At 72.1% G+C, this 20622-nt stretch carries 22 protein-coding genes; 17 read left to right on the forward strand and 5 right to left on the reverse strand.

All coding sequences use genetic code 11. The features are described from left to right. Window positions 1-48 precede the first annotated feature (48 nt). The 4 genes from alr (at window position 49) to ACWC1K_RS10205 (ending at window position 3502) form a co-directional block, all read left to right on the forward strand. Entirely contained in the window at window positions 49-1218 is a 1170-nt protein-coding gene (gene alr / locus ACWC1K_RS10190) for an alanine racemase (RefSeq protein WP_450830024.1), read from the forward strand. 174 nt (window positions 1219-1392) lie between these two features. Further along, a complete protein-coding gene (locus tag ACWC1K_RS10195; protein ID WP_450830026.1) occupies window positions 1393-2634 on the forward strand; it encodes an alpha/beta fold hydrolase in 1242 nt (413 codons plus the stop codon). Next, window positions 2600-3178, forward strand: a complete 579-nt coding sequence (tsaE, locus tag ACWC1K_RS10200) for a tRNA (adenosine(37)-N6)-threonylcarbamoyltransferase complex ATPase subunit type 1 TsaE (protein WP_450830028.1) — start codon at window positions 2600-2602, stop codon at window positions 3176-3178. The genes ACWC1K_RS10195 and tsaE overlap by 35 nt, the downstream gene beginning before the upstream one ends. Before the next feature lie 150 nt (window positions 3179-3328). Further along, window positions 3329-3502, forward strand: a complete 174-nt coding sequence (locus ACWC1K_RS10205; RefSeq protein ID WP_450830030.1) for a hypothetical protein — start codon at window positions 3329-3331, stop codon at window positions 3500-3502. Between the two features lie 9 nt (window positions 3503-3511). Here the strand turns inward: ACWC1K_RS10205 and ACWC1K_RS10210 are convergent, their stop codons facing one another. After that, complete coding sequence (locus ACWC1K_RS10210; protein WP_450830032.1) at window positions 3512-4069, reverse strand: hypothetical protein; 558 nt, start codon at window positions 4067-4069, stop codon at window positions 3512-3514. Window positions 4070-4340: 271 nt separating this feature from the next. On the opposite strand from ACWC1K_RS10210, the gene tsaB reads away from it, so the two are divergent. From tsaB to ACWC1K_RS10245, 7 genes are all read left to right on the forward strand, one after another. Then, a complete protein-coding gene (tsaB, locus tag ACWC1K_RS10215; RefSeq protein WP_351462458.1) occupies window positions 4341-4997 on the forward strand; it encodes a tRNA (adenosine(37)-N6)-threonylcarbamoyltransferase complex dimerization subunit type 1 TsaB in 657 nt (218 codons plus the stop codon). Then, window positions 4994-5527, forward strand: a complete 534-nt coding sequence (gene rimI, locus ACWC1K_RS10220; RefSeq protein ID WP_450830034.1) for a ribosomal protein S18-alanine N-acetyltransferase — start codon at window positions 4994-4996, stop codon at window positions 5525-5527. The genes tsaB and rimI overlap by 4 nt, the downstream gene beginning before the upstream one ends. Then, window positions 5520-6611, forward strand: a complete 1092-nt coding sequence (gene tsaD, locus ACWC1K_RS10225; RefSeq protein ID WP_450830036.1) for a tRNA (adenosine(37)-N6)-threonylcarbamoyltransferase complex transferase subunit TsaD — start codon at window positions 5520-5522, stop codon at window positions 6609-6611. The genes rimI and tsaD overlap by 8 nt, the downstream gene beginning before the upstream one ends. Then, the gene (locus ACWC1K_RS10230) at window positions 6608-6865 is read left to right on the forward strand and encodes a hypothetical protein (RefSeq protein ID WP_450697248.1); all 258 of its coding nucleotides are present in this window, start codon (window positions 6608-6610) and stop codon (window positions 6863-6865) included. Before tsaD ends, ACWC1K_RS10230 begins: the two co-directional genes overlap by 4 nt. 221 nt (window positions 6866-7086) lie before the next feature. After that, window positions 7087-7845, forward strand: coding sequence for a hypothetical protein (locus tag ACWC1K_RS10235; RefSeq protein WP_450830038.1), 759 nt, complete (start codon window positions 7087-7089; stop codon window positions 7843-7845). Window positions 7846-7886: 41 nt separating this feature from the next. Next, window positions 7887-8171 (forward strand): hypothetical protein, encoded by a 285-nt coding sequence (locus tag ACWC1K_RS10240; RefSeq protein WP_450830040.1) that lies wholly within the window; start codon window positions 7887-7889, stop codon window positions 8169-8171. A 15-nt stretch (window positions 8172-8186) separates the two neighbouring features. Continuing rightward, the gene (locus ACWC1K_RS10245; protein ID WP_450830042.1) at window positions 8187-8621 is read left to right on the forward strand and encodes a hypothetical protein; all 435 of its coding nucleotides are present in this window, start codon (window positions 8187-8189) and stop codon (window positions 8619-8621) included. 8 nt (window positions 8622-8629) lie between these two features. Here the strand turns inward: ACWC1K_RS10245 and ACWC1K_RS10250 are convergent, their stop codons facing one another. The 3 genes from ACWC1K_RS10250 to ACWC1K_RS10260 form a co-directional block, all read right to left on the reverse strand. Further along, window positions 8630-9115 (reverse strand): hypothetical protein, encoded by a 486-nt coding sequence (locus ACWC1K_RS10250; RefSeq protein ID WP_450830044.1) that lies wholly within the window; start codon window positions 9113-9115, stop codon window positions 8630-8632. 169 nt (window positions 9116-9284) lie between these two features. After that, entirely contained in the window at window positions 9285-9992 is a 708-nt protein-coding gene (locus ACWC1K_RS10255) for a DUF4253 domain-containing protein (protein WP_450830046.1), read from the reverse strand. 34 nt (window positions 9993-10026) lie between these two features. After that, window positions 10027-12327 (reverse strand): beta-xylosidase/alpha-l-arabinosidase, encoded by a 2301-nt coding sequence (locus ACWC1K_RS10260; RefSeq protein ID WP_450830047.1) that lies wholly within the window; start codon window positions 12325-12327, stop codon window positions 10027-10029. Between the two features lie 152 nt (window positions 12328-12479). On the opposite strand from ACWC1K_RS10260, the gene ACWC1K_RS10265 reads away from it, so the two are divergent. The 6 genes from ACWC1K_RS10265 to ACWC1K_RS10290 all read left to right on the forward strand — a co-directional run bounded on the left by ACWC1K_RS10265 (window position 12480) and on the right by ACWC1K_RS10290 (window position 19411). Then, window positions 12480-13538, forward strand: a complete 1059-nt coding sequence (locus tag ACWC1K_RS10265; protein WP_450830049.1) for a LacI family DNA-binding transcriptional regulator — start codon at window positions 12480-12482, stop codon at window positions 13536-13538. 111 nt (window positions 13539-13649) lie between these two features. Beyond that, a complete protein-coding gene (locus ACWC1K_RS10270) occupies window positions 13650-14993 on the forward strand; it encodes an endo-1,4-beta-xylanase (RefSeq protein ID WP_450830051.1) in 1344 nt (447 codons plus the stop codon). Between the two features lie 137 nt (window positions 14994-15130). After that, window positions 15131-16117 carry an LCP family protein gene (locus tag ACWC1K_RS10275; RefSeq protein WP_450830353.1) on the forward strand — a complete coding sequence of 329 codons (987 nt, stop codon included), beginning with the start codon at window positions 15131-15133 and terminating at the stop codon, window positions 16115-16117. A gap of 83 nt (window positions 16118-16200) precedes the next feature. Then, the gene (locus ACWC1K_RS10280) at window positions 16201-17595 is read left to right on the forward strand and encodes an FG-GAP-like repeat-containing protein (RefSeq protein ID WP_450830053.1); all 1395 of its coding nucleotides are present in this window, start codon (window positions 16201-16203) and stop codon (window positions 17593-17595) included. Between the two features lie 134 nt (window positions 17596-17729). After that, on the forward strand, window positions 17730-18086 hold the full coding sequence (locus ACWC1K_RS10285) for a YciI family protein (protein ID WP_450830055.1): 357 nt from the start codon (window positions 17730-17732) through the stop codon (window positions 18084-18086). Window positions 18087-18130: 44 nt separating this feature from the next. After that, window positions 18131-19411, forward strand: a complete 1281-nt coding sequence (locus tag ACWC1K_RS10290) for an RNA polymerase sigma factor (protein ID WP_450830057.1) — start codon at window positions 18131-18133, stop codon at window positions 19409-19411. Here the strand turns inward: ACWC1K_RS10290 and ACWC1K_RS10295 are convergent. Further along, window positions 19408-20589, reverse strand: a complete 1182-nt coding sequence (locus ACWC1K_RS10295; RefSeq protein WP_450830059.1) for a class I SAM-dependent methyltransferase — start codon at window positions 20587-20589, stop codon at window positions 19408-19410. The two genes, ACWC1K_RS10290 and ACWC1K_RS10295, sit on opposite strands and share 4 nt — an antisense overlap. Window positions 20590-20622 lie beyond the last annotated feature (33 nt).

Raw genomic sequence — 20622 nt, forward strand, 5'->3', positions numbered from 1 at the left:
CCCGGTGCCTCGGGAGGTGTCGGGCCCCTCTGAGACACTGGGTGCGCCATGACTGAGACAGCAGCTGCCCCGACGGCGCCCCTGCGCGCCCGCGCCGAGATCGACCTGGCCGCCCTGCGCGCCAACGTGCGGACCCTGCGCGCCCTCGCGCCGGGCGCTGCCCTCATGGCCGTGGTCAAGTCCGACGCGTACGGCCACGGGGCCGTGCCGTGCGCCCGGGCCGCCGTCGAGGCGGGAGCCACCTGGCTGGGGACCGCCACGCCCGAGGAGGCGCTCGCACTGCGGGCCGCCGGGCTGCCCGGACGCCTCATGTGCTGGCTGTGGACACCGGGCGGGCCCTGGCAGGAGGCCGTCGAGGCCGACATCGACGTGTCGGTCAGCGCGATGTGGGCCCTGGACGAGGTCACCGCGGCCGCCCGGGCGGCGGGCATTCCCGCGCGCGTGCAGCTCAAGGCGGACACCGGACTGGGGCGGGGCGGCTGTCAGCCCGGGGAGGACTGGGCCGAGCTGGTCACGGCCGCCCTGCGCGCCGAGGCCGAAGGGACCCTGCGCATCACCGGGCTCTGGTCGCACTTCGCGTGCGCCGACGAACCCGGGCACCCCTCCATCGACCTCCAGCTCACCCGATTCCGCGAGATGCTCGCCCACGCCGAGGGGCAGGGCGTCCGCCCCGAGGTGCGGCACATCGCCAACTCACCCGCCACGCTCACGCTTCCCGAGGCCCACTTCGACCTCGTACGCACCGGGATCGCCCTCTACGGCATCTCGCCCAGCCCCGAGCTGGGCGCCCCCGCCGACTTCGGGCTGCGCCCGGTGATGACCCTCTCGGCCTCCCTCGCGCTCGTGAAGCACGTTCCGGGGGGCCACGGCGTCAGTTACGGGCATCACTACGTCACCCCCGGCGCGACGACCCTCGGCCTCGTGCCCGTCGGGTACGCCGACGGTGTTCCGCGGCACGCCTCCGGGACCGGTCCCGTGCTGGTCGGCGGCAAGTGGCGGACCGTCGCCGGGCGGGTCGCGATGGACCAGTTCGTCGTCGATCTCGGCGGGGACGAACCCGCGGCGGGGACCGAGGCGGTGCTCTTCGGACCCGGCGACCGCGGCGAGCCCACCGCCGAGGACTGGGCGCAGGCGGCAGGAACCATCGCGTACGAGATCGTCACGCGGATCGGAACGCGCGTTCCCCGCGTCTATGTGAATGAGGAACAAAGCGGGTAACCGCACAGAGGGCCCGACAGTCCACGGACGGCAGAAGTGCAGCCCCCGTAACCCGGGCAACACCGGGCAGTCGATCGACAGCGGTATCAGACAGGCAACACGAGTAACGCAAGCAACACCTGCATCACCCGACCCAGCGAACAGCAGTAGTGATCCGGCGAAGAGGAGCGGTACGTGAGCGAGACCACTGCGGAGGCCGTCGCAGCCGTCGCCTCCGCCGCGGGGGCGGCCGGGAACTGGCGCAGGGCGACCGGCATCGCGGGCGCCGCGATAGGCGTGGTCGCCGCGGGCGCGGCGGCCGGCGTCGCCATAGAGCGGCTCACCGTCGGCCGCGGGATGCGCAAGAAGGCGCGGCTCGCGCTCGACTCGACCGGACCGTACGGCGCGCTGCGCGGCACACCCGGCAAGGCCACGGCCGACGACGGCACCGAGCTGTACTACGAGGTCGACGACGTCGACCCGGACGCCGTGCCCGCGCTCGGCCCGCGCCGCCGCCGGCTGTTCGGCCGCAAGGCGCCCGCTCCCGTCACCGTCGTCTTCAGCCACGGCTACTGCCTCAACCAGGACTCCTGGCACTTCCAGCGGTCGGCCCTGCGCGGCGTCGTACGGACCGTGCACTGGGACCAGCGCAGCCACGGGCGGTCCGAACGCGGTGTGCAGCAGGTGCAGGACGGCGTGCCGGTCAGCATCGACCAGCTGGGCCGCGATCTGAAGGCCGTCATCGACGCCGCCGCGCCGGACGGGCCCCTCGTGCTCGTCGGGCACTCCATGGGTGGCATGACCGTGATGGCGCTGGCCGACCAGTATCCCGAGCTGATCCGGGAGCGGGTGGTCGCCGTCGCCTTCGTCGGTACGTCGTCCGGGCGGCTCGGCGAGGTCAACTTCGGGCTGCCGGTCGCGGGCGTGAATGCCGTACGGCGGGTGCTGCCCGGCGTGCTGAAGGCGCTCGGGCAGCAGGCCGCGCTGGTGGAGAAGGGGCGGCGGGCGACCGCCGATCTGTTCGCCGGGATCATCAAGCGGTACTCGTTCGCCTCGCGGGACGTCGACCCGGCGGTCGCGCGCTTCGCCGAGCGGATGATCGAGGGCACGCCGATCGACGTGGTCGCCGAGTTCTACCCGGCGTTCACGGAGCACGACAAGACCGAGGCGCTGGTGCACTTCGCGGATCTGCCCGTGCTGGTGCTGGCCGGGATCGGTGATCTCGTCACCCCCAGCGAGCACAGCGAGGCGATCGCCGACCTGCTGCCGGACGCCGAACTGGTGCTGGTCCCGGACGCCGGGCACCTGGTGATGCTGGAGCACCCGGAGGTGGTCACCGACCGGCTGGCCGACCTGCTCACCCGTGCGGGTGCCGTCCCGGCAGGAGCTACCGTGGGTGGCTATGGAAGCACCAGCAGCACCGCACAACCCGGCTGAGACCGAGGCCTCCGTGTCCTCCTCCGCGCCTTCCGTGGAGATCACCGTCACCTCCCCCGAGCAGATGCGGGACCTCGGCCGCCGCCTCGCCAAGCTGCTGCGCGCCGGTGACCTCGTGATGCTGAACGGGGAGCTCGGCGCGGGCAAGACGACGCTCACCCGCGGGCTGGGTGAAGGGCTCGGCGTGCGGGGCGCGGTCACCTCGCCGACCTTCGTGATCGCCCGCGTGCATCCCTCGCTGGGCGACGGTCCGCCGCTCGTGCACGTCGACGCGTACCGCCTGGGCGGCGGGCTCGACGAGATGGAGGACCTCGACCTCGACGTCTCGCTGCCCGAGTCGGTGATCGTCGTGGAGTGGGGCGAGGGCAAGGTCGAGGAGCTGACCGACGACCGGCTGCACGTCGTCATCCACCGGGCCGTCGGTACTGTGTCTTCCCGGGGAGCGACCCCCGGACCCCCGGACACGGACGAAGTCCGGCACGTGACGGTGAGCGGGCTGGGCGAGCGGTGGTCGGCGGTGGACCTGAGCGTGCTGTCCGCCTGACGGCCGCATGGTCGGCGCACGATTCCGTGAACGTTCCGACAAGACGTCGGCAAGATATTGCATTCGGTGTCTTGTGCGTGGTCACATGGTATCCAGTTCGTAGTTAGGTCTACCTAACTATGCCCGCCCCCGGGTCCTCAGGAGGCGTCCATGCCGGCCACCGAGAGCAACGCGCAGCCGCAGAAGCCGTACGCCGTCGTAGCCGGTGTGTCCATGCGCGAGCTGCTGGCGTCGTGCGCCGCGGCCGACGCGGTCTCGACCCCGCCGCGACTGCCGGACCCCGAGGTGTCCGGGTCACCGGCCCGGCACCCGGAAGCCGCGTAGAGAAGCCGCTCAGGGGATCACGGCGATCTGTGCGCCGATCGTCGCGAACTCCCACAGTGCGGCGCCGTCCTTGCGGGACTCGCGGATCCCGCCCGTGCGCACCGTCGGGTCGGGTGCCGCCGACGACGGGGTTCTGACCGCCGCGCTGAAGCCGACGGGGACCCCTTCCACGCTGGTGAACCGCACGACGTGCTCGATGGCGGTGCCGTCGGTGCCGATGGCGGAGTTCGAGCGGGAGGTGACCCCGTAGACACCGGGCGCCGGGTCGACATTGCCCGGGGCGACCGTGAAGCTGCGCAGGACCTGGTTGCCCGCGTCGACCAGCCAGACCCGGTCGGAGCCCACCGAGTAGACGACACGTTCCCCGGCGCCGGACGCGGCGGGCGGCAGGCCGGGGTTGCGCTGGGCGCCGGGTGCCCCCGGGACGGCCGCCGTGGGTGAGGCGCTCGCCTGCGGCCTGCCGAAGCCGGCCGGCGCGGTCACGGAGGCCCGGTAGCCGAGGAAGCCGACGGTGGCCAGGGCGGCCACGGTGAGCCCGAACACGAATCCGGAGCCGCTCCTTGCCATGGTCGCCACCTGCCCCATTCGCCTCGAACATCATGCTTTGCGGCGACCGTAGCAGCCCGTACACGCCTGACCGGGGCGGCGATGCCCGAGGTGGGGGCCCGTGTCGGACGCCCCGCCTGTCCCACGGCGCCCGGCACGCACTCCGCCTTGCGATCGCACGCTCCGCCACGCTCGGACAACCTCGTGCGGACCCCATGCCGCCGCGGGGCCCGCCCCTCCGGGCGGATGACGGGGCGTCCGACACGGGCCTCGGGAGCCGTAGGCTGTTTGCGTGCTCTTGCTCGCTCTGGATACCGCAACCCCAGCCGTGACCGTCGCCCTGCACGACGGCACGGACGTCATCGCCTCCTCGAGCCAGGTGGACGCGCGCCGGCACGGCGAGCTGCTGCTGCCGGCCGTCGACCGGGTGCTCGCCGAGGCCGGGCTCAGGCTCGACGCCGTCACCGGCATCGTCGTCGGCATCGGGCCCGGCCCCTACACCGGGCTGCGCGTCGGCCTGATGACCGCGGACACCTTCGGGCTCGCGCTCGGTGTCCCCGTGCACGGCGTGTGCACGCTGGACGGTCTGGCGTACGCGGCCGACATCGACAAGGGCCCCTTCGTCGTGGCGACCGACGCCCGGCGCAAGGAGGTCTACTGGGCGCGCTACGCGGACTCCCGGACCCGGCTGACCGACCCCGCCGTGGACCGGCCCGCCGACATCGCCGAGCGGGTGGCCGGCCTGCCCGCCGTCGGCGCGGGCGCGCTGCTGTACCCGGACACCTTCCCGAACGTGCACGAGCCGGAGCATGTGTCGGCCGCAGCGCTCGCGAGTCTCGCCGCCGAGCGGCTGGCCAAGGGCGAGGAACTGCCCGAGGCCCGGCCGCTGTACCTGCGCCGCCCGGACGCCCAGGTTCCCAAGAACTACAAGGTGGTCACCCCCAAGTGACCGAACCCGTGACCTCTCGACTGCGCGAGATGCGCTGGTGGGACATCGACCGCGTGCTCGAACTGGAGAAGGACCTCTTCCCCGAGGACGCCTGGTCCCGCGGCATGTTCTGGTCGGAACTCGCCCACTCCCGCGGGCCCGAGGCGACCCGCCGCTATGTCGTCGCCGAGGACGGCGAGGGGCGGGTCGTCGGGTACGCGGGCCTCGCCGCCTCCGGAGACCTTGCCGACATCCAGACGATCGCCGTCACCCGCGACCAGTGGGGCACCGGCCTCGGCGGACGGCTCCTCGCCGAGCTGCTGCGGGCCGCCACCGCCTTCGAGTGCGCCGAAGTGATGCTGGAGTGCCGGATCGACAACATCCGCGCCCAGAAGCTCTACGAGCGCTTCGGCTTCGAGGCCATCGGCTTCCGGCGCGGCTACTACCAGCCCGGCAATGTGGACGCCCTGGTGATGCGGCTGACCACGCAATCCGACAGCGGCTCCGCCGCGGGACCGACCTCCGAACGAGAAACCGAGATCCATGGCTGACGAACCCCTGGTCCTGGGAATTGAGACCTCCTGCGACGAGACCGGCGTCGGCATCGTCCGCGGCACCACCCTGCTGGCCGACGCCGTCGCCTCCAGCGTCGACGAGCACGCCCGCTTCGGCGGCGTCGTCCCGGAGGTCGCCTCCCGGGCGCACCTGGAGGCGATGGTGCCGACGATCGACCGCGCGCTGAAGGAGGCGGGGGTGAGCGCGAGGGACCTGGACGGCATCGCGGTCACCGCCGGTCCGGGGCTGGCCGGCGCCCTGCTGGTCGGCGTGTCGGCGGCGAAGGCGTACGCGTACGCACTGGGCAAGCCGCTCTACGGCGTCAACCACCTCGCCTCCCACATCTGTGTCGACCAGCTGGAGCACGGCGCGCTGCCCGAGCCGACGATGGCGCTGCTGGTGTCCGGCGGACACTCGTCCCTGCTGCTGTCGACGGACATCACCTCGGACGTACGTCCGCTGGGCGCGACCATCGACGACGCGGCCGGCGAGGCCTTCGACAAGATCGCGCGGGTGCTGAACCTCGGCTTCCCCGGCGGCCCGGTGATCGACCGGTACGCGCGCGAGGGCGACCCGTCGGCGATCGCGTTCCCGCGCGGGCTGACCGGTCCGCGCGACCCGGCGTACGACTTCTCCTTCTCCGGGCTGAAGACCGCCGTGGCCCGCTGGATCGAGGCCAAGCGGGCGGCGGGCGAGGAGGTTCCGGTGCGGGACGTGGCGGCCTCCTTCCAGGAGGCGGTCGTCGACGTGCTGACCCGCAAGGCCGTACGGGCCTGCAAGGACGAGGGCGTCGGGCATCTGATGATCGGCGGCGGGGTGGCCGCCAACTCCCGGCTGCGTGAGCTCGCCCGGCACCGTTGCGAGGCGGCCGGGATCGAACTGCGGGTGCCGCGGCCGAAGTTGTGCACCGACAACGGCGCCATGGTGGCGGCGCTCGGCGCCGAGCTGGTGGCCCGCAACCGGGCGGCGTCGGACTGGGACCTGTCCGCCGACTCCTCGCTGCCGGTGACCGAGGCGCACGTACCCGGGCACCACCACGATCACGTCCACGAGGTCAGCAAGGAGAACCTGTACCCGTGACGGTCGCCCTGATGTGGGAGGCGCGGGCGGCCGAGGGCCGGGGCGAGGAACTGCTCGCCTGGGCGCGGGCGCAGGAACTCCCGGTACCACCGGCGCGCCGCGAGACCTTCCGCGCCCCCCAGGACCGTGTCCTCGTCATCACCTGGTGGGACGCCCCGTACGACGCCGACCTGCCCGAACTCCCCGAGCCGGGCGGGGAGTTGACCTCCCGTGCGGTGCACCGGTGGCGGTTCGAGTCGGTGGCGACCGACTGACTCTGTCCGTTCGACGCACATATGTACGGTCATGTGCGTCATATGACGCATGCCCATCTACCTTGTTACATATCTCGCTTGCGTAAAACCGGAAAAATTCTCCTGTCTGCCCCAGGTCCGGACGGATACATTCCTCATTCTCGGTATGCGTCTTCTGGCCGATTTCGTCGCCGGCGCATGCCATCGGGGAGAGGGCTGGGGGGCCAATGCAGGTGGGCGAGATGGCGGTCGAGGCTGTCCGGATTCTGACGCACTCCATGACGTCGGCGGCCGCGAGCGCGGGGGGAGTGGTGCAGGGGGTGGCGACGCGGCTGCTGTCGGATCTGGTCGCCGCCCGGCTGCGGAGCAGGGGGAACGAGCGGGAGTGGGAGGGCTTCACCCGCGACCCGCGCAACAGCTCCCTCGTCGAGTACCTGTTGAGACAGGCAGCGGAGGACGACGCCGACTTCCGGCTCGCGCTCGCCGAGGCGGTGCGCGGCGCAAAGGCCGAGCAGCCGGCCGGGGTGAGCGTGAAGTCGATCAGTATCGGCCGGGACGGCGACGCGCAGATCGGTGACCGCCGCGACACCTACGGGAACCACAACCGGGTGGTGAGCGGCGGCGGTTCGCTCTACGAGGGTGAGGTCACCCAGCACCGGGACGGCGACACGTACGAGGGGGACGTCCACAACGACACCCCCTTCGGACGGTACGTGCTGATCGCCCTGGCCGTCCTGGCGCTGCTCCTGCTCGTGTTCAAGGGCATCCCGGCCGTCATCGGCGGCGACAGCGGCGACGGCCTCTCGGCCTCCTCGACCTGCAAGGACTTCCTGAACGCGGACCAGGGGACCGAGTCGCAGGCCCTCGTCGACATCGCGACGTCCAAGGGGCTCGGCGGCTTCGGCAGCCCGCTCGCGCTGCCGGCCATCCGCTACGAGTGCAGTTACCACCCGTCCGAGTCGCTGGGCGCGGTGATCGAGCAGTACAAGGGCCAGTTCTGACGCACGCCGCGGCGGGCGTTCTGACGTAGGGGGGATTCATCATGCATTGGGGTGTCTACGAAGTCTTCTCCGTGATCTCGGGGGCCGTGCTTCTCATGTGCGGGCTCATGCTGCCCCGGGTCACCGTGAAGGACAGGGCCTGGTCGGTGATCGGTGGCGCGTTCCTGCTGGTCTACGGCGTGTACGTCGCCAAGCAGACCTCGGGGACGTACTACTTCCCGGTGGCCGTGTTCATCATCCCGGCGGGAGCGGTGCTCTATCTGCTGGGCGCCGCCTTCGGTCTGACGGGGTCCGCGGCCGCGGGCGGCCGGGACGACGGCGAGTAGGGGAGGGGTGCCGCCATGACCGACGACAGCGCATACGGGCCCACCGACGCCCGGCCCGGCCGGCCCCGGCCCGACCTGTTCGAGGGACCGGGCTACCAGGGGCGGACCGCGCCGGTGCCCCCGATGCCGGCGGGCGCGCCGCCCATGCCGGTCGTACCACCGCGTCCGTCGGCGGGACCCGTCCTGCCGGCACCGCCGGCGTGGGGGCCGCCGGTGCCGGTGCCCGCACGCCCGCCCGCTCCCCGGCTCGGGGCGCGGGAGACCCTCTCCCGTGCCGTGTTCGGCGGTTTCTGGTGTGTGATCGGGGTGCTGGGTGTCGTGGCCGCGGTGTCGGGGCTGGCCAGGGGGGACGTCGGCGGATTCCTGCTGAGCGCGCTGGTCGCCACGGCGAGCGGCTTCTACGCCCGCTACATCTTCCGCGGCGGCCGGTTCCGGATTCTCTTCTGGTAGGCGTCCGTTCAGCCGTGGCTGATCGCCGCTCCGGCGGGTGAGTACGAGAGGTGCCACCGTTCCCTGGGGTCGGGGGCCAGCCACAGGCGTCGGCCGGTGCTGTGCTCCCAGCCCGTGGCCGCCACCGCCGTGCCGAGCCAGTCCAGGCCGACGGCCAGCAGGACCACGACGATTCCGGTGTCCCGGATGACGAACACGCACAGGGCCGACAACAGCAGCAGTCCGGCCATACGGGGGGAGAAGGCCGCGCGGTGCGGACGCTCCTCGGTGTCCGGCGCGAGCGCCGCCGCCTCGAACTCCCGCAGCCGGCCGATCCACTTGAGCCGGGAGGCCCGCAGCAGCGTCGAGACCACGAGGAAGCCGAGCGCGAAGGTGATCAGCACGCCCAGGGCTCCGGTCCGCACCGGCGGGCTCTGGCCTGTGCCGACCGCCGCCGCCCAGCCGCCGGCGATCCCGGCGAGGACGAGCGAGGCGGCCCACCACTCGTGATGCACGTACCGGACCATCGTTCCCCCAAGTCCGAAGCACCGGTTCCGCCTCCCCCGAGACCCCCGTCTCGCGGCGGTCGCCGGTCGGTGTTCCCACGGTAGTTCCAGCGTCCCCGTTCCGGCCCTCCACACGTGTGAGCGGTCGGTGAAGGGTGGTTCGGCCGGTCGCCCGCTCTCAGTCCCACCACAAGCGCCACTGCCGGGAGGTCAGGAGCTCCTCCGGGTAGGTGTCCTCCCAGTCGTCGAAGTTGTTGTGGAACCAGTCGGGACAGGCCAGATAGTGCTCTGCGGCCAGGACATGGGCCTCGTGGAGGTCCTTCGGCGGGACGGCGGCCGACAGGTAGAGGTCCGCGTGGCCGAAGCCGACGAGGCGGGCGCCGAAGCGGTCCTCCCAGGAGCGCAGCACTCCCGACAGTTCGTCCTTGCCCATGTGGTTGCACATGCCGGGCCAGTCGAGCGCCGACGGAACGTCCGAGCCCCGTTCGGCCCGGACCAGTGCGAGGCAGCGGGCCCGGTCCTCGCGCACGACCTCGGCCGCCTCCTCGCCGGCGCACACGTCCGGGTCGGCCCCGGCCGCCGCCGGAACGGCCAGGCCCGGCCACGCCGGGAACGACGGCCAGGACGACGGCCGCCACGCGTCCCGGAAGTACGCGGCGGCGTCGACCTGTTCGTCACCGCCGACGTTGAACTCGTACATGTCCTCCGGGTATGCGAGCAGGACGGGATACAGGCCCGTCCGCGACCGGTCGGCATACAGCCGCCGCCACCACTCGTCCGCGTCGAGCAGTGTGCCGTCGCTCATCCACACCAGAATGCCGGACCGGCCGTACGACTCGACGATCCGTCCCGGTGGCAGCGACCTCGGAAGTGACGTGACGTTCATGGCCGGAATGTATGCGGCCCCACTGCCAACGGGCCTAGGGCCGGCGGACCCGGGTCTCGGTGCGGAGGCGGCGGTCGGGGCCGAGGACACGTACCGGTCCCGTCAGGTTCAGTCGGGCCGTGTGGCGTACGTCCGCGCTCGATGCCGCCAACCGCAGTTCCAGGGCGCCGGGTTCGACCACCCGGGCTCCCGAGCGGTCGGTGAAGGCCGACAGGTCGGCGTGGAAGGAGAAGGTGACGTCGGCCGACTCGCCCGGCTCCAGCTCCAGCCGCCGGTAGCCGATCAGACGGACGTCCGGGCGGGTCACCGAGGCCACCGGGTCGTGCAGGTAGAGCTGTACGACCTCCGCGCCCGCGCGCTCGCCCGTGTTGCGGACGGTGACCGTGACGTCGTACGAGCCGTCCGTGCCGATCTCCGCCCCGGCGGACCCGGACTCCCACGCGAAGGTCGTGTACGAGCGGCCGTGGCCGAAGGCGTACAGCGGCGTCGGGTCGAGGTTGCTGACCTCGCCCGCCAGGCCCAGCGGGGGCTGGAGATACGTCCACGGCTGGCCCCCCGGGACCCGCGGGACGCTCACCGGGAGGCGGCCCGAGGGGTTCACGCGGCCCGACAGCACTCCCGCGACCGCCGGGCCGCCCTCCTCCCCGGGGAAGAACGCCTGCACCACCGCGGCCAGCCGTCCGTGCCAGCGCCCCAGGGCGTACGGCCGCCCGGTGAGCAGGACGAGGACCACGGGCACCCCGGTGGCGACCAGCGCGTCCAGCAAGTCGCCCTGCACGCCCGGGAGCCGGAGGTCCGTCACATCGCAGCCCTCGCCCGAGGTGCCCCGGCCGAACAGGCCCGCCCGGTCGCCGAGGACCGCCACGCACACATCCGCCTCCGAGGCCCGCGCCACCGCCTCCTCGATCCCCGACGGGTCCGGGTCCGAGGTGTCGCAGCCCTGGGCGAACGTCACCTTGGCGTCCGGGAGTTCGGTCCGCAGCGCCTCCAGGACGGTCGGGATCTCCACGCGCATGGGAACGTCGGGGTGGTGGGCCAGGACGTGGGACGGGAAGGAGTAGCAGCCGAGCATCGCCAGCGCGTCCGCCGCGCGCGGCCCGACCACCGCGACACGGGTGTCGGGCGGGAGGGGAAGGACCCCGTCGGGGTTGTCCAGGAGCACCACCGACTCCTCGGCGAGACGGCGGGCCAGGGCCCGGTTCGCGGCCGAGTCCAGGTCGATCACGGCGGCGGGCTCGGGGTCCCAGTCCTCGTCCAGGAGGCCCAGCTCGCACTTCTGGAGCAGCACCCGGCGGGCCGCGCGGTCGACCAGCGACTGCGGGACCACTCCCGCCCGCACCGCCTCCAGCAGCGGTTTTCCGTAGCACTTGAGCGTCGGCAGCTCCACGTCGATGCCGGCCGTCAGCGCCGCGTGCGCCGCCTCGGCGGGGGAGCCCGCCACCCGGTGCAGGGTCTCCAGGAAGCCGATGCCGAAGTAGTCGGCCACCACCGTGCCGGTGAACCCCCACTGCTCGCGGAGGAGTCCGGTCAGCAGGGACGGGTCCGCGGAGGCCGGGATGCCGTCCGTGTCGGTGTACGCCGCCATGACCGAGCGGGCGCCGCCCTCGCGCAGCGCCAGCTCGAACGGGGGCAGGGTCACGTCCGCGAACTCACGGATGCCGGCCCGTACGGGCGCGAGATTGCGGGCGCCCGCCGAGGACGCGTACCCGGCGAAGTGCTTGAGCGTGGCGACGATCCCGGCGGACTCCAGACCGCGCACATACGCCGTGCCGATCGTGCCCACCAGGTAGGGGTCCTCGCCGATCGTCTCCTCGACCCGGCCCCAGCGCGGGTCCCGTACGACGTCCAGGACCGGGGCGAGGCCCTGGTGCACTCCGGCCGCGCGCAGGTCGCCGCCGATGGCGCGGGCCATCTCCTCGACCAGCGGCGGATCGAAGCTGGCGCCCCAGGCCAGCGGGACGGGGTAGGCGGTGGCGCCCCAGGCCGTGAACCCGGCCAGACACTCCTCGTGCGCGACGGCCGGGATCCCGAACCGGCCCGCCTCGGCGATACGGCGCTGGGCGCGGGCCAGTGCCTGCGCGCCCAGCGCCGGGTCCACGGGGGCGGTGCCGTAGGAGCGGGTGAGCTGGCCCAGGCCGTGGGTGATCAGCTCGTCCCAGTCGTAGTCGGCGGTCATCTCGCTCTGCAGGGGGGCGACTCCGTCGCCGTCCGTGGCGGCGCCCACCCACACGCCGTACAGCTGGGCGGTCTTCTCCTCGAGGGTCATCCGGGAGAGGAGGTCGTCGACGCGGGCGGCGGCGGGCAGGGCGGGGTCACGCCAGGGGGCGGTGGTCATGAAACTCCTGCTCTGGTCGAGTGGGTGGGGCCCTCTCACGAACGTTGGCACAGTCTGGCGACGAATGTTTCGCTATGTATATCGAATGTTCCGGGAACCTAGGCGGGTCCGGAGGCTTCGTCAAGAGGTCATGCAGGGATACGATCGCCGCCATGACACCCCCGGAGCCCGTTGAAACACGGACGACAACCCCGACGACGGGCCGGTCGACACAGACCGCGACGCTCGCCGAGATCGCCCGCGAGGCCGGCGTGTCCGCGCCGACTGTTTCGAAGGTCCTCAACGGCCGCGCGGATGTGGCCCCGGCCACCCGCAGCCGCGTCGAGGAACTGCTGCGCGCCCACGGCTACCGGCGCAGGCGCGCTGAGGCGAGCCGCTCGCCCCTGATCGACCTGGTCTTCCACGAGCTGGAGAGCGCCTGGGCGATGGAGGTCATCCGGGGCGTGGAGAACGTGGCACGGGACGCGGGGCTCAGTGTGGTGCTGAGCGAGAGCGCCGGGCGGCTGACACCCGGGCGGACCTGGGCGGACCAGGTCGCCGCCCGCCGCCCGCACGGGGTGATCCTGGTGCTGTCCGGGCTCGACGAGTCCCAGCGGGCGCTGCTGACCAGCCGCTCCATCCCGTTCGTGGTGATGGACCCGGCCGGCGACCCCGGCGTCGACGTCCCCTCGATCGGCGCGACCAACTGGCAGGGCGGTCTCGCCGCCACCCGGCACCTGATCGAACTCGGCCACACCCGCATCGGCGCCATCACGGGCCCCTCCCGCATGATGTGCAGCCGCGCCCGCGTCGACGGCTACCGGGCCGCGCTGGAGACCGCGGGCCTCCCGGTCGACCCGGCGCTGATCGCGACCGGCGACTTCCACCACGAGGCCGGCTACCGGCAGGGCCTTCAGCTGCTGCGCCGCCCGGACCGGCCCACCGCGGTCTTCGCCCTCAACGACCTCCAGGCGCTCGGTCTGTACGAGGCCGCGCGCGAACTGGGCCTGCGCATCCCCGAGGACCTGAGCGTGGTCGGCTTCGACGATCTGCCGGTCGCGCGCTGGGTGGGGCCGCCGCTGACCTCCGTACGGCAGCCGCTGACGGAGATGGCGGAGGCGGCGGCCAGGCTCGTCCTCGACCTGGGGCGTCAGGACCAGGCGGTGGCGACCCGGGTGGAACTGGCGACCAGCCTGGTGGTCCGCAGCAGCACGGCACCGCCACCGGCGTGACGTACGTGCCCCGGGTGGCCGGAAGTTGACGTATTGACGGGTGGTACGGGCATCACGAAACTCCTCCGAAGCCAATCGGTTGCACGACCGAAACTTTCGGAGGCACCCGCGATGAGATCTCTGAGAACTGGCTCAACCCTGGCGGCACTCGTCACGGGCGCCGCGCTGCTGTTCACGGCGCCCGCGGCGCACGCCGCCGACACCCCGCTGCGCGACCTCGCCGCCGCCAGGGGCAAGGTCATCGGCACGGCGGTGACCGGCTCCAAGCTCAGCGGGACGTACGGCGACCTCGCCGGGGCGCAGTTCAACTCGCTGACCCCCGGAAACGCCATGAAGTGGGGCTCGGTCGAGCCCACCCGGGGCAGCTTCGACTGGACGGAGGCCGACCGGATCGTCGCCTTCGCGCAGGCCCACAACCAGCAGGTGCGCGGCCACACCCTGGTGTGGCACAACCAGAACCCGAGCTGGCTGACCAACGGCAACTGGACGGCGGCCCAGCTCAGCAGCCTCCTCCAGAACCACATCACCACCGAGGTCGGCCGCTACAAGGGAAGGATCACCGCTTGGGACGTGGTCAACGAACCCTTCAACGAGGACGGCACCTACCGCTCCGACCTCTGGTACGACAAACTCGGCACCGACTACATCGCCAACGCCCTCACCTGGGCGCACGCCGCCGATCCGGCCGCCAAGCTGTACATCAACGACTACAACGTCGAGGGCGTGGGCGCGAAGTCGACCGCCCTGTACAACCTGGTGAAGGACCTCAAGGCCCGTGGCGTCCCGATCGACGGCGTCGGCCTGCAGGCGCATCTGATCCTGGGTCAGGTGCCCTCGTCGTTGCAGCAGAACATCCAGCGCTTCGCCGACCTCGGCGTGGATGTGTCGATCACCGAGCTGGACGTACGCATGGCGCTCCCCGCGGACAGCACGAAGCTGGCCCAGCAGGCCGCCGACTACAAGTCGGTGCTGAACGCCTGCGTGGCGGTCACCCGGTGCGCGGGCGTCACCGTCTGGGGCTTCGCCGACTCCGACTCCTGGGTGCCGAGCACCTTCCCCGGCTACGGGGCGGCGACGCCGTACGACGAGAACTACGCGCCGAAACCGGCGTACCGCGCGATCGCGGAGGCGCTCGGCGGTACGACGACCCCGCCGCCGACCGGCGCCTGCACGGCGACGTACAGCGTGAGCAGCCAGTGGAACACCGGGTTCACGGGCCAGGTGACGATCGCCTGCTCGGGCGCCTCCCTGTCGTCCTGGAAGGCGAACTGGACGTTCGGCGCGGGCCAGCGGATCACCCAGGCCTGGAACGCCACCTGCAGTCAGTCCGGTACGGCGGTCACGTGCACGAACGCCTCCTACAACGGCCCGGTCCCGGACGGCGGTTCGGTGAGCTTCGGGTTCAACGGGTCCTGGAGCGGCAGCAATCCGGTGCCGGCGGTGACGCTGGGCTGAGCGTGAGATTTTCCGAAGAAAACCGTTTCACGCCGGCGTCACTAACAATCCCCTAATAATTCGGACTTACGTTCCTGTCCGTGACGGGACTCGATGACAGTGGAGACGCGGGCAGACCCAGGGGCCGGCGGTCGAAGATCTTGAAGATCGCCGGCCTCACCATGGCGGGCCTGGCGGTGCTGGGCGCGGGTGCGGCCGGCTGGGCGTACTGGCATCTCGACCACAACATCAAGAGCGTCGACATCAACCAGGCGCTCGGTGACGACCGCCCGGCGAAGGCGATGATCACGCCCTCCGCGTCCGCCTCCCCGCTGCCCACCGGCTCCCTGAACATCCTGGTGCTGGGCTCGGACTCGCGCAGCGGCAAGGAGAACAAGGCGCTCGGCGGGGGCGACAGCTCCGGCGCCCGCTCCGACACGGCGATGGTCGTGCACATTGACGCGGGCCGGAAGAAGGCCACCGTCGCCAGCATCCCGCGCGACACGCTCGTCACGCGTCCGTCCTGCCCGCTGAAGTCCGGCGGATCGACGGCGGTGGCGTACCACGCGATGTTCAACAGCGCGTATTCGGTGGGCGGTGCGGTGTGTGCCGTGAAGACGGTCGAATCGATCACGAACGTCCGCATGGACCACTACATCGAGATCGACTTCTCTGGCTTCGCGAAGCTGGTGAACGCGCTCGGCGGCGTCACCGTGACCACCGACCAGGACATCGACGACGACGACAGCCACCTCCACCTGAAGGCGGGCACCCACACCCTGAACGGCAAGCAGGCTCTCGCCCTCGCCCGCACCCGGCACGGCATAGGCGACGGCAGCGACCTCGGCCGGATAGGCCTCCAGCAGAAGCTGGTGAAGGCGCTGCTGGAACAGATCTCCTCGACGAACCTGTTCACCGACCCCGCCAAGCTGTACACGGTGGCCGAGGCGGTGACCAGCAGCCTGACCACCGACACCGGCCTGGACTCGCTGAGCGAGCTGGTCGGCCTCGGCGAGAGTCTGAAGGGCCTGTCCGCGGACCGGGTGAAGACGGTGATGATGCCGGTGGTGACCGCGCCCTCGGACCCCAACCGAGTGGTGGCGAAGGAACCGGCGGCGAGCAGGCTGTGGGACTCCCTGCGCTGAAAGTGAAGCCGGGGACTACAACCATCGGATGCCCCGGGGGGTCTCCCGCGGTGACCGCAGTGCCGTCATCAGGGGGATTCCAGATGTCCATCTCGCGTTCGTACAAAGCCACTTGGGCCGTGCCGGTGATCGCCGGTGTGCTGGCGCTCGGCGGTGTCCCCGCGCTGGCGGGCAGTGCCGTGGCCGCCGTCCCGACGACCGTCCGGGACGACTTCGACGGCGACGGCTACAAGGACCTCGCCCTCGGTGCCCCGGGCGCCACGGTCGGCGGCCAGAAGGGGGCGGGCGCGGTCGTCGTCATGTACGGCGGGCCGCACGGCCTGACCAAGGACCGGCGCACGGTCGTCAGCCGTGCCACCAGCGGCATTCCGGGCAGCCCCCAGGCGGGCGACAGCTTCGGCATCCAGCTGTCCAAGGGCGATCTCGACGGCGACGGGCGCACCGACCTGATCGTCGGGGAGACCTCCCCGGTACGCGACGCGGTCGTCGTCTGGGGCGGCAAGAACGGCCTGTCCGGCGGGGTGTCCGTGCCCGCCGCGGTCACCCAGGCCGGCGACTTCGACGGTGACGGCAAGCAGGACCTCGTCCTGTTCCGCGGGGGCCGCTCCGGGCACGACGACCCCTACGGCACCACGGCCACCGTCTGGACCGGCCCGCTCTCCCGCACCGGCAAGCCGGCCGCCACCAGGGCCTTCGGCGCGACCGACTTCCAGTACGACGACGTCCTGGACACCGCTGCCGGCGACGTCAACGGCGACGGACGCGACGACCTCGCGCTGACCGACTACATCGGCGAGGGCGGCTTCACCTCGCGGTTCTACCTGGCCAACGCCTCAGGAGACGCCTTCACCTCCGCCCAGGCCCCCGAGGGCGACGGCGGGGTGGCCTTCGGCGACATCAACCACGACGGCTACGGCGACGTCGTCCGGGGTGCCGAGAACTACAACACGGTCACCGTGGCCCTCGGCTCGGCCTCCGGTCTGCAGCCGCGGTCCACCTGGAAGACGTACAGCCAGAACACCGACGGCGTCCCCGGCGGCAAGGAGACCGTGGACGCGTTCGGCGCCGCGGTGGCGGTCGGCGACATCAACGGCGACGGCTACGACGACGTGGCCGTGGGCGTGCCCGGTGAGGAACTCGGCTACGACGACGGGGCCGGCATGGTCGACGTCCTGTACGGCAGCCGGAGCGGTCTGACCGGCAAGGGCGCCCAGGGCTTCACCCAGAACACCAAGGGCGTCCCCGGAGCCGTCGAGACGGGCGACGACTTCGGCGGCGCGGTCAGTCTGATCGACATCAACGGCAACGGTTACGCGGACCTCGCGGCGGCGGCGCCCCACGAGAACGCCGGCGACGGAGCGGTCTGGTCCCTGCGGGGGCGTCCCACGGGCATCGTGACGGACGCGGCGTTCACCTTCGGCGGGCGGACGGTCGGGGCGCCGTACACGAAGGCGGCGTTCGGCTGGGAGCTGTCGTAGCAGATCCTGGCAGGTCAGCGCGCCGGGAAAAAACTCCGAAGAAATCCGCGGAGCCTGTCGATTCCGGCCCCTCCCGATCGACGCACCGGTGAGAGGCCGGGAAGGACCGGCCCCGTAACGACCGAGGAGTCACCATGCCGCGTTATCTGTCCCTCGTGAAGATCGACGAGAAGACCGCGCCCGCGGAGGGCCCCAGCCCCGAGCTGATGCAGCGCATGGGCGAGCTGATCGAGGAGATCACCAAGGCCGGGGTCATGCTCGACACGGCCGGGCTGACCCCCTCCGCACAGGGCACCCTCGTGCACTGGGAGGGCGGGCAGATCTCCGTGACCGACGGCCCCTTCACCGAGTCCAAGGAGGTCGTCGGCGGCTACGCGATCATGCAGTGCAAGGACAAGGCCGAGGCACTGGAGTGGACCAAGCGGTTCCTGAAGGTGCACGAGGAGCACTGGACGGTGACCTGCGAGGTGCGGGAGATCGCCGAAGGCTGACCGTTCCTTGGCCCGAGGCCTCCGGGGGTGTTGCATGGTGGGCTGTGGAACCACAGCCCACCGCCTCGCAGGCCACCGCCGCCGACCCCCGCCACGCCATCGAGACCGTCTTCCGTCTCGAGTCCCCGCGCATCATCGCCGCCGTCGCCCGCCTGGTCCGCGACGTCGGCATCGCCGAGGAGCTCGCCCAGGACGCCCTGGTGGCCGCCCTGGAGCAGTGGCCGCGCGACGGCGTGCCCGACAACCCGGGCGCCTGGCTCATGGCCACCGCCCGCCGCCGCGCCGTGGACCTGATCCGGCGCCGGGAGAACTACGCCCGCAAACTGCAGGAGATCGGCCGCACCCTCGACACCACCGCCCCGCCCGAGGAGCCCGCCGACCCCGACGACATCGATGACGACCTGCTCCGCCTGGTCTTCACCGCCTGCCACCCGGTGCTGTCCGCCGAGGCCCGCATCGCCCTCACCCTCCGCCTCCTCGGCGGCCTGACGACGGCCGAGATCGCCCGTGCGTTCCTCACCCCGGAGCCCACGGTCGCCCAGCGCATCGTCCGCGCCAAGAAGACCCTCGCCACCCGGAACATCGCCTTCGAGGTGCCCTACGGCCCCGAACGCGAGGCCCGGCTCGGCTCCGTCCTGGACGTCATCTACCTGATCTTCAACGAGGGTTACGCCGCCACGGCCGGCGACGACTGGTTGCGCCCCGGCCTCTGCGAGGACGCGCTGCGCCTGGCCCGTGTGCTGTCCGGGCTGATGCCCAAGGAGCCGGAGGTGCACGCCCTGACCTCCCTCCTGGAGTTCCAGGCCTCCCGCGCGGCCGCCCGCACCGGCCCGGACGGCGAACCCGTCCTCCTCAGGGACCAGAACCGCCGCCGCTGGAACCGCATGCTCATCGCCCGCGGCATCACCGCCCTCCACCGCGCCGACGCCACCGCCACGGGCGCCCCCGGCCCCTACGCCCTCCAGGCCGCCATCGCCGCCTGCCACGCGCACGCGTACACCTACGAGGAGACCGACTGGCCGAGCATCGCGACGCTGTACGGCCTGCTCGCCGCCCGTGCGCCCTCCCCGGTCGTCGAGCTCAACCGCGCGGTCGCCGTGTCGATGGCCCAGGGACCGGCGCAGGGGCTGGCGATCGTCGACGCGCTGGCCGCCGAACCCGCCCTGCGCGACTACCACCTGCTGCCCAGCGTCCGCGGCGACCTGCTGGCACGGCTCGGGCGCACCGAGGAGGCGCGCGCGGAGTTCGCACGGGCGGCGGGACTGGCGCGCAACGAACGGGAGCGGGAGCTGCTGCGCGGCAGACTCCGTTCACTCGGTGCTTAGGCGGGGCCACCGATCAGCATGGTGGGCGCACCCGCGACCCGGGTGAGGAACACGGTCGCCGCGTTCGGGCCCTGCGGCTTCGGGAGGGCCTTGCGGCGCAACTCCTCCGGCTCGACGGCCGAACCGCGCTTCTTCACGGTCAGGACACCGACCTCGCGCTCCCGCAGCAGTGCCTTCAACTTCTTGACACCGAAGGGGAGTCGATCGGTGATCTCGTACGCCGTCGCATACGGGGTCACGTGGTACTCGTCCGCAGTGATGTAGGCGATGGTGGGGTCGATCAGCCCGCCGTCCAGGTCCTCGGCCACCTCGGCGACCAGATGTGCCCGGATGACGGCGCCGTCGGGCTCGTACAAGTACCGTCCGACGGGCCGGACTTCGGGGTCGGGCAGGGCCTTGGACGGCGACGCCCAGACACTGGCGCCGGCGGGCAGCAGTGTCGCCCGCCGCGCGCCCGGCGTCACGCGAGGGCCGAACCACAGCACGGCCTCCTTGACGTCACCCCCGTCCGAGATCCACTCGGCCTCCGCGTCCGGGGGAATCGCCTCGTGGGGAATGCCCGGCGCGATCTTCAGCGCGGCGCACGGCGCCTTGCGGGCCGCCTCGGTGGCCCACGACAGGGGCGGCGAGTAGGCCTCCGGGTCGAAGATGCGGCCGCGCCCGCCGCGCCGGGCCGGGTCGACGAACACGGCGTCGTAACCGGCCGTCTCCACCTCCGTGACGTCCGCCTCCCGCACCTCGATCAGCCCGGCGAGCCCGAGCGCGTCGGCGTTCGCGCGCGCCACGGCCGCCGTGGCCGGATCCCGGTCCACGGCCAGCACCCGGATGCCGGCCCGGGCGAACGCGATCGCGTCTCCGCCGATCCCGCAGCACAGGTCGGCGACGGACCGTACGCCCAGCGCCTGGAAGCACTCCGCCCGATACGTCGCCACGCTCGCCCGCGTCGACTGCTCCACCCCGTTCGGCGTGAAGAACATCCGCTCCGCGTCCTCGGCGCCGAACTTGGCCGTCGCCCGCTGCCGCAGCCGCGCCTGCCCGAGCGCCGCCGACACCAGCTCGGCGGGGTGGTCGCGGCGCAGCCGGGTGGCGACGGCGAGTTCGTCGGCCGGGGCCGTGCCGCGCACCTCGTCGAGGAGGGCGCGGCCTTCGGGGGTGAGCAGGTCGGCGAGGTCGTTCACCGGCCCATTGTGGGCCAGTCGGTGGACGGTGCG

The sequence above is a fragment of the Streptomyces sp. NPDC001492 genome (assembly GCF_053597275.1).

Coding starts and splice junctions, on each gene's coding strand:
- alr (WP_450830024.1), top strand. CDS start 49: ATGACTGAGACAGCAGCTGCCCCGACGGCGCCCCTGCGCGCCCGCGCC.
- tsaE (WP_450830028.1), top strand. CDS start 2,600: ATGGAAGCACCAGCAGCACCGCACAACCCGGCTGAGACCGAGGCCTCC.
- ACWC1K_RS10205 (WP_450830030.1), top strand. CDS start 3,329: ATGCCGGCCACCGAGAGCAACGCGCAGCCGCAGAAGCCGTACGCCGTC.
- ACWC1K_RS10210 (WP_450830032.1), bottom strand. CDS start 4,069: ATGGCAAGGAGCGGCTCCGGATTCGTGTTCGGGCTCACCGTGGCCGCC.
- tsaD (WP_450830036.1), top strand. CDS start 5,520: ATGGCTGACGAACCCCTGGTCCTGGGAATTGAGACCTCCTGCGACGAG.
- ACWC1K_RS10235 (WP_450830038.1), top strand. CDS start 7,087: ATGGCGGTCGAGGCTGTCCGGATTCTGACGCACTCCATGACGTCGGCG.
- ACWC1K_RS10240 (WP_450830040.1), top strand. CDS start 7,887: ATGCATTGGGGTGTCTACGAAGTCTTCTCCGTGATCTCGGGGGCCGTG.
- ACWC1K_RS10245 (WP_450830042.1), top strand. CDS start 8,187: ATGACCGACGACAGCGCATACGGGCCCACCGACGCCCGGCCCGGCCGG.
- ACWC1K_RS10255 (WP_450830046.1), bottom strand. CDS start 9,992: ATGAACGTCACGTCACTTCCGAGGTCGCTGCCACCGGGACGGATCGTC.
- ACWC1K_RS10260 (WP_450830047.1), bottom strand. CDS start 12,327: ATGACCACCGCCCCCTGGCGTGACCCCGCCCTGCCCGCCGCCGCCCGC.
- ACWC1K_RS10265 (WP_450830049.1), top strand. CDS start 12,480: ATGACACCCCCGGAGCCCGTTGAAACACGGACGACAACCCCGACGACG.
- ACWC1K_RS10270 (WP_450830051.1), top strand. CDS start 13,650: ATGAGATCTCTGAGAACTGGCTCAACCCTGGCGGCACTCGTCACGGGC.
- ACWC1K_RS10280 (WP_450830053.1), top strand. CDS start 16,201: ATGTCCATCTCGCGTTCGTACAAAGCCACTTGGGCCGTGCCGGTGATC.
- ACWC1K_RS10285 (WP_450830055.1), top strand. CDS start 17,730: ATGCCGCGTTATCTGTCCCTCGTGAAGATCGACGAGAAGACCGCGCCC.